At 73.1% G+C, this 15,069-nt stretch carries 14 protein-coding genes; 9 read left to right on the top strand and 5 right to left on the bottom strand.

All coding sequences use genetic code 11. The annotated features are described in order from the left end of the window. Positions 1–190 precede the first annotated feature (190 nt). From EYW40_RS03520 to EYW40_RS03490, 7 genes are read left to right on the top strand one after another with little or no spacing between them, the layout of a single operon-like run. Positions 191–2,464, top strand: coding sequence for a type II/IV secretion system ATPase subunit (locus tag EYW40_RS03520; protein ID WP_135820224.1), 2,274 nt, complete (start codon positions 191–193; stop codon positions 2,462–2,464). Next, positions 2,461–4,374, top strand: coding sequence for a type II secretion system F family protein (locus EYW40_RS03515; RefSeq protein WP_135820223.1), 1,914 nt, complete (start codon positions 2,461–2,463; stop codon positions 4,372–4,374). The genes EYW40_RS03520 and EYW40_RS03515 overlap by 4 nt, the downstream gene beginning before the upstream one ends. Continuing rightward, complete coding sequence (locus EYW40_RS03510) at positions 4,371–5,129, top strand: DUF7289 family protein (RefSeq protein ID WP_135820222.1); 759 nt, start codon at positions 4,371–4,373, stop codon at positions 5,127–5,129. The genes EYW40_RS03515 and EYW40_RS03510 overlap by 4 nt, the downstream gene beginning before the upstream one ends. Then, positions 5,122–5,610, top strand: coding sequence for a DUF7266 family protein (locus tag EYW40_RS03505; RefSeq protein WP_135820221.1), 489 nt, complete (start codon positions 5,122–5,124; stop codon positions 5,608–5,610). Before EYW40_RS03510 ends, EYW40_RS03505 begins: the two co-directional genes overlap by 8 nt. Next, positions 5,607–6,287: a DUF7263 family protein gene (locus tag EYW40_RS03500; protein WP_135820220.1), complete on the top strand. Its 681-nt coding sequence runs from the start codon at positions 5,607–5,609 to the stop codon at positions 6,285–6,287. The genes EYW40_RS03505 and EYW40_RS03500 overlap by 4 nt, the downstream gene beginning before the upstream one ends. Further along, positions 6,280–6,687 (top strand): DUF7262 family protein, encoded by a 408-nt coding sequence (locus EYW40_RS03495; RefSeq protein ID WP_135820219.1) that lies wholly within the window; start codon positions 6,280–6,282, stop codon positions 6,685–6,687. The genes EYW40_RS03500 and EYW40_RS03495 overlap by 8 nt, the downstream gene beginning before the upstream one ends. Then, complete coding sequence (locus tag EYW40_RS03490) at positions 6,675–7,271, top strand: DUF7261 family protein (RefSeq protein ID WP_237560558.1); 597 nt, start codon at positions 6,675–6,677, stop codon at positions 7,269–7,271. The genes EYW40_RS03495 and EYW40_RS03490 overlap by 13 nt, the downstream gene beginning before the upstream one ends. A 2-nt stretch (positions 7,272–7,273) precedes the next feature. Here the strand turns inward: EYW40_RS03490 and EYW40_RS19500 are convergent, their stop codons facing one another. Further along, positions 7,274–7,417 (bottom strand): hypothetical protein, encoded by a 144-nt coding sequence (locus tag EYW40_RS19500; protein WP_161973153.1) that lies wholly within the window; start codon positions 7,415–7,417, stop codon positions 7,274–7,276. 190 nt (positions 7,418–7,607) lie between these two features. Between EYW40_RS19500 and EYW40_RS03485 the strand changes: the two genes are divergently transcribed. Both EYW40_RS03485 and EYW40_RS03480 read left to right on the top strand, forming a co-directional pair. Further along, positions 7,608–9,539, top strand: coding sequence for a PAS domain S-box protein (locus tag EYW40_RS03485; protein WP_135820218.1), 1,932 nt, complete (start codon positions 7,608–7,610; stop codon positions 9,537–9,539). A 272-nt stretch (positions 9,540–9,811) separates the two neighbouring features. Next, positions 9,812–11,389 (top strand): CARDB domain-containing protein, encoded by a 1,578-nt coding sequence (locus EYW40_RS03480; RefSeq protein WP_135820217.1) that lies wholly within the window; start codon positions 9,812–9,814, stop codon positions 11,387–11,389. On the opposite strand, the gene EYW40_RS03475 is transcribed toward EYW40_RS03480, so the two are convergent. The 4 genes from EYW40_RS03475 to EYW40_RS03460 form a co-directional block, all read right to left on the bottom strand. After that, entirely contained in the window at positions 11,354–11,929 is a 576-nt protein-coding gene (locus EYW40_RS03475; protein ID WP_135820216.1) for a DUF8054 family protein, read from the bottom strand. The genes EYW40_RS03480 and EYW40_RS03475 overlap by 36 nt on opposite strands. Next, positions 11,926–12,699, bottom strand: coding sequence for a nucleotide-binding protein (locus EYW40_RS03470; RefSeq protein WP_135820215.1), 774 nt, complete (start codon positions 12,697–12,699; stop codon positions 11,926–11,928). The genes EYW40_RS03475 and EYW40_RS03470 overlap by 4 nt, the downstream gene beginning before the upstream one ends. Positions 12,700–12,926: 227 nt before the next feature. Beyond that, positions 12,927–14,426, bottom strand: coding sequence for a cobyric acid synthase (locus EYW40_RS03465; protein WP_135820214.1), 1,500 nt, complete (start codon positions 14,424–14,426; stop codon positions 12,927–12,929). Positions 14,427–14,432: 6 nt separating this feature from the next. Beyond that, positions 14,433–15,050, bottom strand: coding sequence for a cob(I)yrinic acid a,c-diamide adenosyltransferase (locus EYW40_RS03460; RefSeq protein WP_135820213.1), 618 nt, complete (start codon positions 15,048–15,050; stop codon positions 14,433–14,435). Positions 15,051–15,069: the final 19 nt, after the last annotated feature.

Raw genomic sequence — 15,069 nt, 5'->3', positions numbered from 1 at the left:
TTGTTCACTTATGCTTTCCGTCTTTTCGGTGACAGCTCCGCCCCGCGACCGCTGTACCGGCGGCTCTTCCCCTGGACGATCGGGCCGTCACGGGCTGGGTCGGCTGGTTTGTACCGGGGAACTGGAAAAATAATTCCTCAGTTTAATTTGTGGATCAAGATTTAAATACAAAGGAGAACCACACCGGTCCATGACCGATTCACCCACGCTCGAACTGGCGACGGAGGCCGAACGGTCGCGCGACGACCCCGCCGGCGCCGTCCCGCCGCCGCTGCCGCCGGACGACCCGGAAGCGTGGTACGCCCCCGACGTGCGGTCGCAGTACGAGATCCACCCGGACGTGGTGGCGACGGTCCGGGAGACCGACGACGCCTTCGCCTACGACGTGCGCGAGCCCCGGCTCTCCGCGGCCGACCGGGACGCCGTCGAGCGCGTCGTCGAGCACTTCGAGCGGGCCACGCTCCGCCGACCGCTCACGCGGGAGGGCACCGCCGAGCGCATGCGGGAGGGGTTCGCGCCGAAGTACCGCCGCGCCATCGACCGGTTGACCGACGGGTCCGCGGCCGCCCGCCGCCGCGTTGGCTACGTCGCGCTCCGGGACGTGCGCTGTCTCGGTGACCTGACGCCGCTGGCGCTGGACGACGCCATCGAGGTGGCCGACACCGCCGGCGACCGCCTGGCGGTCCACACGGCCGACTACGCGCCCGCCGAGACCGAACTGCCGGCCGACCCCGAACACATCGAGCGGTTCGTCAGCGAGCGCGCCGACACGTACACCGTGTCGTTCCGAGGCTTCGAGGTGCCGGTCGTGCTGTACCGCGAGCACCTGCTCGGGACCGACGCGTTCACGACGAAGTACGCGGTGATAGAGCCGGACCTCCTGCCGGGCGACGAGCGCCTCGTCGAGGAGTGCAAGGAGCGCGTCTGGGAGGCGAACGTCGACGAGGTGATCGACGGCCCCTCCGCCGACGGCGGCGACGCCCGCGAGGCGTTCATCCGGGACCGCGCGTCCCGCTACCTCTCCCGCCAGCTCACGGCCCGGAACACCCGGGCGTGGCTCGACGCGGCGACCCACCGCGCGAAGGCCGCGCTCGCCGAGTACGGCGTCGGCGTCCCGCCGGTCGACGGCCGCTACGCCGAGGACCGGCTCTCCGACCTGGTGTACTACGTCCTCCGGGACTTCGTCGGCCACGGGAAGCTCACCGTCCCCATCCGGGACCCGAACCTGGAGGACATCGAGGCCAACCGCGTCGGCGAGCGCGTGAAGGTCGTCCCCCGGGACGGCGTCGACGGCGGGAGCCGGGTCCCGACCAACCTCGCCTTCGAGGACGAGCGCGAGTTCGTCAACGTCGTCACGCAGATCGCGGCCGCCGACGGCACCGAACTGAACGCCAGCAACCCCAGCGCGAAGGTGAACCTCCGGCCGCCGGGCGTCGACGACGACGTGACGATCCGCTGTGCGGTCGCGCTCCCCGTCATCAGCGAGGACGGCCCCCACGTCTCGATCCGCAAGCAAGCGCCCGATGCGATGACCCCGGTCGACCTCGTGGAGGGGAACAGCCTCCCGACCGAACTGGTGGCGCTGCTGTGGATGCTGTACGAGCACCACTGCGTCGTGCTGTTCTCCGGCCCGACCGGCGTCGGCAAGACGACGCTGATGAATGCACACATGCCCTTCATCCCCTTCGAGGACCGCCCGATCAGCATCGACGAGGGCTCCCGGGAGGTCCGCCTGCCCCACGAGACCGGCGTCTCGCTGACGACCCGCGACCACGAGAACGAGTTCAAGCAGGTGTCGATGGCCGACCTGATGACCGAATGCAACTACCTCAACCCCGACGTCGAGGTGATCGCCGAGATCAACACGCCGGCGAGCTTCGAGACGTTCGCGGAGACGCTGAACACCGGCCACGGGGTCATCGGGACGACCCACGCCGAGGACGTCGAGAAGCTCGTCAACCGCGTCGTCGAGCAGGGGCTCCCGCCGTACCTGCTCACCGAGATCGACCTCGTCGTGTTCCCGAAACACGTCGACGGCGAGCGCTACGCTGGCCGCGTCGTGGAGTTCCTCGGCGGCGAGGCGTTCGACGACCTCGGCGACGGCTCCGACCGCGGCACCGTCGAGAAGGGCGACACGACGGTCTGCTGGAACACGGTCGCCAGCCGCGGGAGCGACGGCGGGTTCACGTTCGACTACGCCCACCCAGACATGCCCGGGACCGACGCCGCGGAGCGGCACAACGGCCTCCGCGTGTTCCACCGGCTCGCCGACCGCACGGACCGGTCGGTCGAGGCCGTCGAGGCGGAGTTCCACCGCAAGCACGGCTACGTCCAGTACCTCGTCAGGGAGGGCGTCCGCGACTTCGACGCGCTGTTTGACTTCCTCGCTGACCTGGAGACAAACGAGGCGGCGACGGTCGAGCGGGCGGCGAGCGACCGCGGCCCCGTCGGTGGTGAGGGATGACCGGCGCGGAGGCCGCCGGCCGGTCGAACGCGTCGTCCCGTCGGCTCGGCCGGCCGATGGCCGCGCTCGACCGGCTGCTGTACGCGCTGTTCTCCAGACACGCGGACGGGGCGCGCCACGACGCCGACCGCAAGCAGTACCGGGGAACGGACCTGCAGGTGAGCTTCGGCGTGTACGTCGCCCGTGTGTACGCGCTCTCGTGGGTCGCCTTCGCCGCGCTCGCCGCCGCCGCGTTCGCCGTCGGGATGACGGTGCCGGCGGAGCGCGTGGCGGCGGTCGCCGCGTTCGTCCACGACGGCCTGCCCGTGGTGAACCGGGTCGCGGTCGGCGGCGTCCCCCGGGTCGTCCTCGCGGCCGGCGGCGCGGCGCTCGCCGGCGCGCTCGGGAAGCGGGCGACGGTCGCGCTCGGCAGCCGGTATCTGGGCTGGCTGGCGCGCTCCCGGCGTGCGAACGTCCGACGGACGCTCCCCGGCGCGGTCCGCTACCTCCACGCGCTCTCGACGGGGAGCGACAGCCCGCGGACGATGCTGCGCAAGGTCGCCGACAACCGGAGCGCGTACGGCGACACCGCCGTCGCGTGCCGGAAGGCGCTGAACAAGGCGGCGCTGACGGGGAGCCTGGACGAGGGCCTCCGGATCGTCGCCCGCGACACGCCCTCGCGGGACACCCTGGCCCCGTTCCTGCTGAAGTTCCGCGAACACGCCGACCAGGGCGCGGACGAGCTGGCCTCCTACCTGCGGCTTGAGAGCCGGATGCTCTCCCACCGCCAGCAGCGCGCCCGCGAGCAGGCCGAGGGTTTTCTCGAACTGCTCGCGGAGCTGTTCATCGTCCTGCTGGTCCTCCCGGCGCTGCTCGTCATCGTCCTGACGGTGATGAGCGTGCTCTCGCCCGAACTGAGCGCGCCCGTGGCGACGCCGGTCGGGACGGCGACGGTCCGCGGCCTGCTCGTGTACGGCAGCGCGGCGTTCGTCCTCGTCGTCGGCGCGACCGCCGCCTGGCTGGTCGGCGCGCTCAGGCCGCCGGGGCAGTCGCTGCCCCGCTACCGCCGCCCCGAGGGCGCGCTGGCGACGCTCCGCTCGGTCACGACGAACCCGGCGAGCGCGACGCTCGCGGCGACTCCGCTGGCCGTCGCGGTCGCGGGACTCCTCCTCGCACTGGCGTACGACCCGGTCGACGTCGCGGTGCTCGGCTACGCGACGTTCGCCGTCCCCGTCGGGCTGGTCGCGGCGCGGCGGGCGCGGATCGACGACGCGAAGGACCGCGAGATAAAGGACTTCGTCCACGCGGTGTCCAGCCACGTCAGTTTGGGCCGGCCGCTCTCGGAAGCGGTCGCCGTCGTCGCGCGGGACGTCGACCTCGGGGCCCTGGACGACGACGTGGCGGACCTGGCGTTCAACGCCAACCTCACGACGTACGACGGCGACCTCCGGACCGCGGCGCTCGACCGGTTCGTCGACCGCGTCGGCACGCCGCTGGCCGAGCAGACGATGGGACTGGTCACCGGCGCGCTCGAGGCCGGCAGCGACGCCGAGGACGTGTTCGACACGCTCCAGACCGAGGTGGGGCGGCTCTACCACGAGAAGAAGGCGCTGCGGAACGCGATGCTCGTCTACGTCGCGGTCGGGTGGACGACCGCCCTGCTCATCGTCGGCATCGTCGTCGCCGTCGACGGCTACGTCATCGACGGCTTCGCCCAGCTATCGGCCGTCGGGGACGTCTCGACGTTCGACCCGAACGCGATAGACCCCGCCCGGGAGCGCCGACGCTTCTACGTCGTCACGCAGGCGACGATGCTCGCGAGCGGCTGGTTCGCCGGCATGGCGAGCCGCGGCCGGTACGACGCGCTGCTGCACTCCGGCCTGCTCGTGCTGGTCGCGTACTTCGTGTTCGCGGGGGTGGGGATGACGTGATTCGCGGCCGTGACGCACCGAACGGGGCGGCCGGCCGCGGCCAGTCGAACGTCGTCGGCGTCGCCGTCCTCCTCGGGATCACGGTGATCGCGCTCGGCGCGCTGACGGCGAGCATCGGCGCGGTCGTTCAGAGCAACGCGGCGACGGCGGACGCCGACCGCGTCGCCGACGGCTTCGAGGAGGCGATCCGCCCGGTCGAGACGACCGGCCACCGGCGCGGCCGGGTCGCCGTCTCCGGCGGCACGTTCTCGACCGCTGACCGCGACCTGCGGGTGCTGAACGGCTCCGGCGTCGCCGCGACGGTGGCCGTGGACGCGCTGGTGTACGAGTCCGGCGACCGGACGGTGCGGACGCTCTCGGGGGCCGTCGTCCGCGGCGACGGCGGCGGCTCCCGGATGTACCGGCCGCCGCCGATCACCGCCAGCCGGCGGGCCGGCGGCGTCCTCGTCGTCGGCGCGGCGCGGTTGAACGCCGACGACTACTCGGTCGGGGGCAACGCCGGCACCGACCTCGTCCTCCGGACGAACGTCAGCCACGACCGGCGGGCGCTCGGGAACGGGACGTACCGCGTCGCCGTCGAGACGCGGACGCCGGCGGCGTGGCGCTCGCACTTCGAGCGGCTGAACGCCACCGTCGTCGCCGCAGATCGCGACTTCGACGGCGACGGCGTCGGGAGCGTCGTCGCGCGGTTCCCCGGCGACCGGACGGCGTACCTCGTGGTCCACGACGTGCGCCTGGAGGTGGGCCATGGCTGACCGCCCCCCGGGGACGAACGGCCGCCGCGGGCGGGCGGCCGACCGCGGCGTGACCCCCGTCGTCGGGAAGGCGCTGGAGGTCGCGGTCGTCGTCCTCTACGTCTCGCTGCTGACCGCGTCGCTGTACGGCAACGCGGTGCCGGAGTACCGGAACGCGGCGGGGGCCGAACTCGGGGACCGGGCGCTGGCGACGGCGGCCCACGGCGTCCAGCGGGCGGTGCCGTCGAGCCCGGCCGTCGACTCGGCGCGCGTCCGTATCGACCTCCCGGACCGGATCCGCGGCGACCGGTACCGGGTCCGGGCCGACGGCGAGGCGCTCGTCCTCGACCACCCCGATCCTGCGGTCGGCGGGCGGTCGCGGCTCGCGCTCCCCGCCTCGGTCGACTCGGTGAACGGGACGTGGGCGAGCGACGGCGAAACCGCCGTCGTCGTCGAGCGGGTCGACGGCGGCTTCGCGGTCCGACTGGAGGGCGACGCATGACCCGGGGCCAGGCGAACATGCCGGCGCTCCTGGTGGCGCTGCTCGCGCTCTCGACGGTCGCCGGCGTCGGGCTGTTCGTCGCGGACGACGCGGTCGGGAGCGCCACGCGGGACGCCGGCGAGCGCCGCGTCGCCGTCGCCCTCTCCGAGCGCCTCGTGAGCGCCGACGGGCCGCTGGCCGTCCGCGGGAACGTGCTCGACGCCGGCGCCGTGGCGTCGCTCGACGACGCCGCGTTCGAGTCGCAGTACCCCGTCGCCCGCGACCGCGCGGTGCGCGTGACCATCGACGGCGAGACGCTCGTCCGCACCGGCGACGCAGACGGGGGCACGACGATCCGGCGGGTCGTGCTCGTCGAGCGCCGCGAGCGCGTGACCCGCACCCCGTCGCTCGGGACGAACCGCGAGCAGTCGGTGACGCTCCCGCGGCGGACGCCGAACGCGACGCTGACGCTGTCGCCGCCGAACGGTACGACGGTGGACACGGTCCGGGCGAACGACCGGGTCGTGTTGCACAACGCGTCCGGGATCACGGGCACTGCGACCGTCGACCTGTCGCGGTTCGAGACGGCGACGCTCACCGTCGAGTCGAGTGCCCGGCTCCCCGCGGGGAGCGTATCGGTGACCTACTACCCGTCGCGGACGCGGAAGGCCGTCCTGGGGGTGACCGTCGATGGATAGCCGGGCACAGCTGTCGCTCCCGGCGGTTGAGGTCGGGGTCGGCGTCGTGCTGGTCGTGGGCGTCATGACGACGTTCGCGCTGGGCGTGCCGGACGCCGACACCCGGGAGCCACAACTGGACGCGTACGCCGAGGACGCCGCGACGGTGCTGTCGGACGAGTCGCCTCGCCACGCCGGCGCGACGCGGCTGGCCGAGGTGGTCCGGACGCCCGGGAGCTTCGAGCGCGAGCGGGACGCGCTCGAACGGCGGGTCGACCGCATCCTCCCGGACAACCTGCTGTTCCGCGTCGAGACGCCCCGGGGGGCGGTCGGCTACGAGCGGCCGCCCGGCGTCGCGGTGGGCTCGGCGACGGTGACGACCGCGAACGGCGACGTGACGGTACGGGTGTGGTACGCGTGATCCGCGACGACGGCGACCGCGGCCAGCTCGTCCTCGTCGCGGCCGGCGTGCTGGCGCTCGCGCTGGTGCCGATCGCCTTCGCGTACCTCCAACTGGGCTACCACGCCGACGTCCGGGCGGGCGCGGGCTACGACGACCCGGCGCGCAACGCCGAGCGCCTGCTCGAACGCGGGACCTACGAGGCGAGCGCGCCCGTCCGGGGGGAGTACGAGTGGTGGCAGCGCGAGGACGCCGTCGCCGAGGTGCGGGCGGGCCTCGCCCCGCGGCTGGAGACGCTCCGTTCGGCCCGCGTCGACCGCGGGACGGCCTACGAGGTGGCGTACAACCACAGCGCCGCGGCGGCGTGGGCCGCCCGGCGCTGTCCGTCGGGACCGGACAGGCGGTTCGGCGACTGCGAGGCGATAGACGGCGTCGTCGTCCAGGACCGCGCGGGCGAGACGGCGGTGCTGGCGGCGGCGTTCGACGTGCGCGTGACGAGCGACGACGGGCGGTCGCGGGCGACGCTGGTCGTGCGAGCGGGAGGGCGGTCGGCCGCCGACGCCGGAACCCGGTCGCCGTCGCCGCGCGTCGCCCGGTCGAACTGAAGCTATCTCGCCTCGCTCCACCGCGACGCGAGATACGAGAACGCCGCGAGCGCAAGTGCGAGGAGCAGTTTGCGGGCGATGCCGCGCTTTCCCGTGCCGTCGGCCGTCGACCCCGAGTCGCTTCCAGGATTGTGGCGGTAGTTCACGGTCGTAGTACGGCCTGCGGGGGGATACGTGTTCCGCGCCGCCGTTCCACCCCCGGCTTGCCGTCCGGTGTTTCACGCCGTCCGAACGGTAGTTAATCGGCTTCACCCACCGATATTTATATCCGCGTCGCGAAACTATCGACGCGTTGATGATGCGAGTGAACTGTTATCCGTCGATAGCTCGGCCGGGATGACCGGCGAGCATCGCGAGCGCGTGTACGACGCGTTCGCGGACCGGAGCGTCACGGTGGAGACGGCGATACGCCGGGCGCTGGAGGCCGGTCGGGAGAAACTCGGCGTCGGAGTCGGGTTTCTCACGCGGGTGGAGGACGGCGTCCAGACGATCGAGCGATCGGTCGGCTCGCACGACGGCATCGCCCCCGGCGAGCGGTGTCCGCTCGACGAGGCGTACTGCCGCCGGACCGTCGAGACGGAGGGGCTGACGAGCGTTCAGGACGCCGGGGCCTCCGACCTCGTGAAGGACGTCGCCTACGACCGGTTCGGCTTCGGCTGTTACATCGGCGGGAAAGTCGTCGTCGACGACGCGGTGTACGGGACGGTGTGTTTCGCGGACGGGGCCGAGCGCGACCGGCCGTTCTCCGAGGCCGAGGAGCTGTTCGTCGAACTCGTCGCGCGGCTCACCGGTGCGGCGATAGAGCGACGCCGGCGGGACCGGCGGCGGGACGAACGGCTCGCACGCATCGAGCGGGAGCGGCGGCAGTTCGAGGGGATCGCCGACGCGAGCCCCGACGTGATCTACCGGGTCGACGCCGACGGTCGGTTCACGTACGTCTCCGCGGCCGTCGAGCGGATGCTCGGGTACTCGCCGGACGAACCCGTCGGTGAGCCGCTGCGGGCGCTCGTCGCGGAGCGGGACCGCGAGCGGGCGGCCGACCTGCTGGAGAACGCGGCCGAGCGCCACCCGGTGCGGAACGCGCAGTTCGAACTGCTGGCCGCCGACGGCGAGCGGGTGCCCGTCGAGGTGAACTCGTCGCTCGTCTCGGCCGACGACGAGTTCGCGATTCAGGGGATCGCCCGCGACGTGACCGAACGGGAGGAGCGGATCCGGGACCTCCGCCTCAAAAACAGCGCGGTCGACGCCGCCCGCGTCGGCGTCACCATCGTCGACGTGACCGCCGACGGCGACCCGGTGGTGTACGCGAACGAGGCGTTCCGGGAGCTGACCGGGTACGACACCGACGAGATCGTCGGGCGGAACTGCCGGATCCTGCAGGGGCCGGGGACCGCCGAGGAGCCGGTCCGGCGCCTCCAGGAGGCGGTCGAGGCCCGGGAGCCCGCGGTCGTCGAACTGTTGAACTACCGCGACGGCGGGACGCCGTTCTGGAATCGGGTGTCGATCACGCCCGTCACCGACGGCAACGGAGCCGTCACCCACTTCGTCGGGTTCCAGCGGGACGTCACCGCAACGCGGCGGACGACGCGGCTCATCGAGGTGTTGAACCGCGTGCTCCGGCACAACCTCCGCAACGGGATGAACGCGGTCCAGGGGTACGTCGACCTCATCGAGTCCGGGGGCGACGTCGCCGCCCACGCCGCCCGGATCCGGGAGTCGACCGAGGACCTGGTGCGCCTCAGCGAGCGCGCCCGCGTCCTGGAGTCGTACGCGACCGCGGACGCCAGCCCGGAGCGGATCGACACGGCGTCGCTGCTGACGCGGGTCGCAGACGAGTACCGCGACGCCGACGGCGCGCGCCTGACCGTCGACGCCGCCGACGCCGCCGACGTCTGTGCCGGGATCGAACTGGAGCGCGCCGTTCGGGAGCTCGTCGACAACGCGGTCCGGCACGACCCCGACCCGCCGACCGAGGTGACGCTGCGTGCAGACGCCGACGGCGAGTGGGTCGAACTCGCGGTGGTCGACGACGGCGCCGGCATCCCGGCCGAGGAGGCGGCCGTCATCGAGAGCGGGCGCGAGACGCCGCTGGAACACGGGACCGGGCTGGGCCTGTGGCTGGTCAACTGGATCGCGACGCGGTACGGCGGCTCGTTCCAGATCGACCCGACGCCGTCCGGGACCGTCGCGGTCCTCCGGCTGCCGGCGATCCGCCCCGACGAATCGGTGGCCAACGCCGCGAAGCCGCCGACGACCCTGTTCCGGTAGCCGTCACCGACGCCGGCGGGGGCGGTGCCCGTCGGCTCCGGGCGCGCCGGCGCGGGGTCGGCACACCGGTTCCGGCTCCTCCCGGCGCGGGGACCTGTCTCCCGCCGACGACCGGCGCGAACCCCTCCGATACCCAACCAGTCCCGAGACGGCTTCGACCGCGATAGTGCCGCGTAGAGTGCCTCTCGCGCGCGATCGTGCCGTATCGAACCCAACGTTTCACCTCCCCCGGTATTCACAACGGATGCCGTTGAGAGTCCTCGGTGACCCAGATGGGCGACGACAGTCACGCGGAGGGACGGCTCGTATCGCTCGCGCTCGCGGCCACCGCCGTCGGCGTCGCGCTCGCGGCGCTGCCCGCGGCCGGCGCTGCCGGGGTGCCCGGCGCGGCGAGCGCAAGCGACGTACAGACCCCGCCGGACGCCGATGTCTACGCCGTCACGCAGGGCGGCAACTGCGTCGAGGTGACGCCGTTCGGCGACGACGCCCGGTCCGTGTCCGACTTCTACGAGTACGGCCTCCACACCGGGCTGTACAGTTCACAGGGGACCCGGGAGCTCCAGTCGTACGACGAGAGCCAACTGTTGCTCTACGACGGGAGCGAGGGTGGGAGCGTCGTCTTCATCCACGGCGCGGCCGGCAGCGAGACCGGCGGCAGCGTGGCGACGGTGCGCATGTCCGGCCTTCCGTCCGGCGGCGAGTGGGCCGTCAGGGACGACAACTACACGAACCGGATGGACAATTTCACGCACGAGGGCTCGACCGCCCGGGCCGACTGGTGGTGGGAGCGCAACCGCACCGACGGCGGCGCGTTCCGCGGCCTCGAACGCGGCGCCTACGGGGAGATAACCATCGAGCCGGCGTTCAACCGCGACGCGCCCTACGCCACGCTCGACACGAGTGCGACGATAGACGACTGGCTGCTCCGGAGCGCCGACGGCCGGACGGTCCGGCTCGCGATGGACCGCCCGGTGACGATCCGCCCCGGGCGGTGTGACGACGCGTCAGTTCAGGTCGCGCGAAACGACACGGAGCGCTACGACGCGACCGTGCGCAACGCCCCCGCGGCCGACGAGACGACGTTCGACCCCTCCATCGCGTCGGACCGCGGTGCGGCTCTCGACGGCGTCAGCGTCGGGCACGGCGACGCCGACTGGTTCCGGTTCGGGCTGAACCGCACGAACGCGACCGCGGCCGCCGACGCGCCGCTGCCCGCGGACCCGCTGTTGACGGTCGCTCCGGAGGGTCCGACGGCGGACAACGCCGGCGACGTCGCGTACGCCTTCTCGGTCGCGCGCGACCGGTTCGAGGAAGTCGACCGGAGCGTCGGCGACGTCGCGCTGTTCCAGTACCGCGACGGCGAGTGGCGGCGCCTGGACCACCGGACGGAGCGCGACGGCGACGCGGTGCGGTTCCGGACGGCGGACGCGAACGAGAGTGGACCGGTCGCGGTCGGGCTGTTACGGCCGTCGATCCGGGTGACGAACCTCTCGCTGTCGCCGACCGAGGTCGATCCGCACGAGGACGTGTCGGTAACGGCCACGGTGGCAAACGACGGCGAGGGCAACGGGACCCGCGAGGTGCGCCTCTCGATGTTCGGGCAGACGGTCGACCGGCAACAGGTCCGGGTCCCGCCGGGGGAGACGCGCACGGTGACGTTCTCCCGGGCCGTCGAGTCGCCAGGGACGTACGACGTCGCCGTCGGCGACGCCGAGCAGGAACTCGTCGTGGAGGGGGACGGGGGCGGCGACGGCACGTTCGCCGCCGACGGGGCGGTCCCGCCGACGCTGCTGGTCGGCGCGGTCCTCTCGCTGCTAGTCGCCGCCGTCGTCGGCCTCCGCGCCGGGTGAGTCGGCCAGCGCGTCGGTCAGCCCCCACTCCTCCGCGCGGTCACGGGCCTCGGCCCGGGCCTGCTCGCGGATCGCCGCGACCTTCTCCTCGTCGTCGAGGAACGCGGCGACCGGCGACGACGCGTCCTCGTCGGCCCCGACGCGCTCGTCCGGCGCGACGGCGCGGGTCCGGTCCGCGAGGTCCGGGTCGCCGGCGAGGCGCTCGGCGGGCAGCCCCGGCGGCACCCGCAGTTCCGGCGTGTCGTGGAGGTCGGCGAGCGCGTCCCGGTTGAGTTCGAACGCGTCGACGCTGTAGGGGCCGGGGACCGCGAAGTCGGCGATGGCGTCCGCGCCGCCGGCGTCGGTGCCAGTGTGGTAGGCAAGCACCGGCACGCCGTCCTCGAACGTGAGCACGCCCCGGCCGTCCGCGTCGAGCAGCAGCGACTCCCCGGGTTCGAACACGACGTAGCCGGTCAGCGCTCGGTCGAGCGCGGCCGACAGCGCCGTCGCCGGGTCGCCGACGACGCGGGAGCGCACCAGTTGGCCGCGGGGCAGCCTCATGGTCTGTCCGGGACGACGGCGCTCCGGAACCGGTCGGCGACGGCCGCGGAGTCGCCGGGTTCGACGGTCAGCGCGTCGGCCGCCTCACGGAACGCCCCGGCCGCCGGCGAGTCGGGCGCGTGGGCCAGCAGCGGCTCGCCGGCGTCGCGGGCGTCGCGGACCGCCTGGCTGTCGGGCACCGTCGCCAGCGTCGGGCCGTCGAAGTACCGCTCGGTCCGCTCGGCGACGCGGTCGACCGCCCCCTCGTCGCGGACCTTGTTGAACAGGACGCCCGCGCTCCCCGTGCCGTACGACCTGGCGTACTCGCCGACCTTCAGCGCGTCCGACAGCGCCGGTATCGTCGGCTGGAGCACGGTGACGATGCGGTCCGCCAGCACGATGGGGAGGACGGCGCTTTTCGACCCGAGCGCGGCCGGCGAGTCCAGCAGGAGCACGTCCGCGTCGGCCGCCAGCCTCGCCACCACCTCCCGGAGCCGCGTCGGGTCGGCCGCCTCGAAGTCGGCGAGGCTCGTGCCACAGGGGACGACCCGCATCCCGAACCGCTCGTAGGTGGCGTCGTCGACGGCCGCGTCGGTATCGGCCAGAAGCAGGTCGTGCAGCGTCACGTCGACGTCGGCGAGGCCGGCGTGAAACAGCAGGTTCGCCAGGCCGGTGTCGGCGTCGACGACCGTCACCTCGTGGTCCGCGGCCAGCGCCATCCCGAGGGCCAGCGTGCTCGTCGTCTTCCCGGTCCCGCCCTTTCCGCTCGCCACGGCGAACGCCTCGACCATCGGTGTTCGATACGGGCGGTTTCGGTGTTAAAATTTCCGTCGTAGCACTACCGCGAAAGGAGCGTGATAGGGGCCCCACGCCGCGTGGGGAAAGGGGGAACGATCCGGGGAGATACCGCCCCGGCAGCGTGGCGTCGCCGGGGGTGGGGGGAAGGGGGGAAGTCGGCGACTGCCACATGAAAGGGGTGAAACGGCGTAAGTGTAAATGTTTTGGCCGATATGGTCGGTCACTCCCACTCCCCCCGGGCGATATCGCCGGGATCGAGCGGGAGGTTCCCGTCGACCAGCGCCGCGGCGTCGTCGTACGGCGTCCGCTCGCGGTCGCCGGAGGGGCGCTTCCCGTCGAACAGCGGCCGGAGCAGCGCCGTCCGCGCGGCGGCGTTCCCGAACAGGCCGTGGAGGTACGTGCCGAGCGCGTTCCCCCGTGCGGCCCCGCGGTCGGCGAAGGGGCGCTCGACGGGGCCGACCGCGCGGGTCTCGCCCGCGTGGATCTCGTACCCCGTCACGGCGGCGTCGGCCTCTGCGAGGGGGCCGACCCCGCGGAGGCGGCGGGTCGCCCGGGTCACGCGTTTCTCCCGGGAGAAGCGGGTGACGACCGGCAGCAGTCCGAACCCCTCGACGACGTCGCCCCCGTCGGTCGCCCGCTCGACGCCCGCGTTCTCGATGCGCTCGCCGAGCATCTGGTAGCCGCCACAGAGGCCGACGACCGGGCCCTCGAAGGCGGCCAGCGCGTCGCCGAACCCCGCCTCGCGGAGCGCCAGCAGGTCGTCGACCGTGTTCTTCGACCCGGGGAGGACGACCGCGTCCGCCACATCCAGCGCGGCGTCCGGCGGAACGTACGCGACCCGGACCCCCGGCTCCCGGGCCAGCGGTTCGAGGTCGGTGACGTTCGAGGCCCGCGGCGTCCGCGGAACCGCGACCGTGACGGCCTCGCGCTCGGGCACGCCGTCGTCGGCCCCGCGGACCGCCCGCTCGCCGACGGGCGGGAGCGAGAGGCTGTCCTCCGCGGGCAGGCCCGGGTCGTCGTGGGGCAGGACGCCGAGGACGGGGACGCCGGTGCGGTCCTCGAACTCGGCGATCCCGGGCTCCAGCAGCGAGGCGTCGCCGCGGAACTTGTTGACGACGCAGCCGACGACCCGGTCGCGGACGTCGTCGGGCAGCAGTTCGAGCGTCCCGACGAGGCTGGCGAAGACGCCGCCGCGCTCGATGTCCGCAACGAGCATGACGTCGGCGTCGGCGAAGCGGGCCGTCTCGACGTTCGCCAGGTCGCGGTCGTGGAGGTTGATCTCGGCGATGGAGCCCGCGCCCTCCGCGACGACCACGTCGTGGGCGGCCGCCAGCCGGCGGTGGGCCTCGACCGCGGCGCTCCGGGCCCGCTCCCAGTATTCGTCGTAGTAGTCGCCCGCCGCGTAGTGGCCGACCGCCTCGCCGTGGACGACCAGTTGGCTCTCGCCCTCGCCGCGGGGCTTCAGCAGGACGGGGTTGTGGTCCGTCGTCGCGGGCACCGCCGCGGCGCGGGCCTGCACCCACTGCGAGACGCCGATCTCCCCGAAGCCGTCGCCGTCCGGGCCGGCGGTCGGCACCGCCCGGGCGTTGTTGCTCATGTTCTGTGCCTTGAACGGGGCGACGTCGACGCCGTCGCGCGCCAGCAGGCGACAGAGCCCGGCCGCGACGGTGCTCTTGCCGACGTGGGAGGCGGTGCCGGCGACGAGTATCGTCCGCGCCATTCGCCCTCAGTACTCCGTCCCCTTCCGGGCGGGCTGGCCGGCGTCGATGGGGTGTTTCCCCTTACGGATCTCGGTGACGAGGTCGGCGTGGTCGGTCACGTAGTCGGGGCGCTCGTGGCCGCCCGTCAGGACGAGTTCGAGGCCGTCGGCCTTCCGCTCGATCAGGTCGACCACGTCCCCGGGGTCGACGAGGCCGCGGTTGGCCGCGTACAGTATCTCGTCGACGATCAGCATGTGGACGCGCTCGCCGTCGATTTCGGGGTCGTCGACCAGTTCCCGCGCCCGGGCGAGGCCGCCCCTCGCGCGGGCCTCGTGCTCGTCGTCGTCGCTGGCCCCGAAACCGTGCCAGCCGTAGTGGCCGCTGTTCTCGAAGGAGTACCGCGGCATCTCGGCGATGGCGTTGTACTCGCCGCGGACGTCCTCGACGGTGCTCGTCCCGCCTTTCATCAACTGGACCATGTGGACCCGGTAGCCGTGGCCGGCCGCCCGGAACCCCATGCCCATCGCCGCCGTGCTCTTGCCCTTGCCGTCGCCCCAGAAGGCCTGGACCAGGCCGAACTCCTCGGGGGCGGACGGTTCGATCGGCTGTGCGTCGACCGTGTCGGTGGAGTCGTCTCGTGTCATGGGTCGGGTTTCGTCGGGT

The organism is Halostella litorea, from assembly GCF_004785955.1.
In the GTDB taxonomy this organism is placed as follows: Archaea; Halobacteriota; Halobacteria; order Halobacteriales; family Natronoarchaeaceae; genus Halostella; species Halostella litorea.
This window is presented reverse-complemented; position numbering and strand designations above follow the sequence as displayed.